At 67.5% G+C, this 1,206-nt stretch carries 2 protein-coding genes; both read left to right on the forward strand.

Annotation, left to right across the window (positions count from 1 at the left end; translation table 11 throughout):
* Positions 1–592: 592 nt before the first annotated feature.
* Entirely contained in the window at positions 593–982 is a 390-nt protein-coding gene (locus tag ACZ6CL_RS42990) for an ATP-binding protein (protein WP_468947041.1), read from the forward strand.
* Positions 983–1,007: 25 nt separating this feature from the next.
* On the forward strand, positions 1,008–1,206 hold a 199-nt coding region (locus tag ACZ6CL_RS42995; RefSeq protein ID WP_468947042.1), incomplete at its 3' end, for a hypothetical protein.

Raw genomic sequence — 1,206 nt, forward strand, 5'->3', positions numbered from 1 at the left:
GCGGGGATCGCGGTTGCTTGACCGGAGACCACCTCACAATCGATGTCCCGCGGTACCCAGGCTCAAGACTTCCGCCCGGGCGATCCTGATGGCGCCTGGCTCCTCCGTTTCTTCCCTCTGGGATCAATCACTTACCTACTGCTGGTGATGCGAACTGCTCTGTGGCCTGCCGTAGCGCCACTCTTCGGCAGCCAGCCCCGTCGCCCGTCCTGCGTCTGCTCTGGCTTAGCACCCCACTGCCGAACTTCCCGGTGCGCGCGTCCGCAGCCGACGCCTTCACCGAGGTGCTGCTCACTGACTTCACTGCTGGGTACTGCGAACTGCAACTGCGGGTACTGCTGGCCGGCAGTTCATCTCTGCCAGGCCCCGTTGATCTCGTCGACGAGAGAAACCATACTCACGCCATCACGTAATGTCTACTCCAGCCACCATAGATTTCCGCGTGTTCGGCGGTGAGGTACTCGGCTGCGAGCGATAATGGATGGCGGGCGCAAGCCGGGTTGACGGGCCACAGGCCGGGGCACAAGCCCCGGTCAGACAGGACCGGGCATTGACGATCCAGCGACCAGATCCAGAGACCAGGGGGGACCTGATGGACACGATGAGCGTCAACGTCGCGACCCTCCGCTCCGCGACATCCGCAGCCGACGCACGCGAGAGCGCCCGGGACTTCCTCGACGGGCTCGTACCGGCGATCGCGGCCGAGGCTGCCGACACGGTGGTCCTGGTCGTCTCCGAGCTCGTCACCAACGCCCTGCGTCACGGCGGCGGCACTTGCAGCCTGGGCCTGACCGCGCGCCCGGAGAGCATCGAGGTGGCCGTGCATGACGGCAGTCCGCAGGCGCCGCGCATGCGCACCCCCGACCTGAACGGCGGCACCGGAGGCTTTGGCTGGCCCATGGTCAACCGCCTCGCCCGCGCCACCGCTGTGACCCGCCAGGCGGCCGGCGGCAAGACCGTAAGCGCCCTCCTCGCCCGGTAGCGCCGAGGCGCCGACGCCGGCCGGGGTGACCGATGGCCTTCCCAAGGTCTCGGTGTCGATCGTCAGCAACATCAAGCAACGGGATATCGCCCGGCAGAGTCCGGCGGGCTCGGCGACTGACCGTTTGAGAGACGGCTCCACCGGCCCGCATTACGACCTGGCCACCGCGGATCAGCAGCGGTGCGGGGCCGGCGTGGTACAGGTCCTCTTTCGAACACGATGGC

It is taken from the genome of Streptomyces sp. NPDC041200 (genome assembly GCF_055591805.1).

Bases quoted from the DNA above. Each gene is read 5' to 3' on its own strand.
- ACZ6CL_RS42990 (WP_468947041.1), top strand. From the start codon at position 593: ATGGACACGATGAGCGTCAACGTCGCGACCCTCCGCTCCGCGACATCC.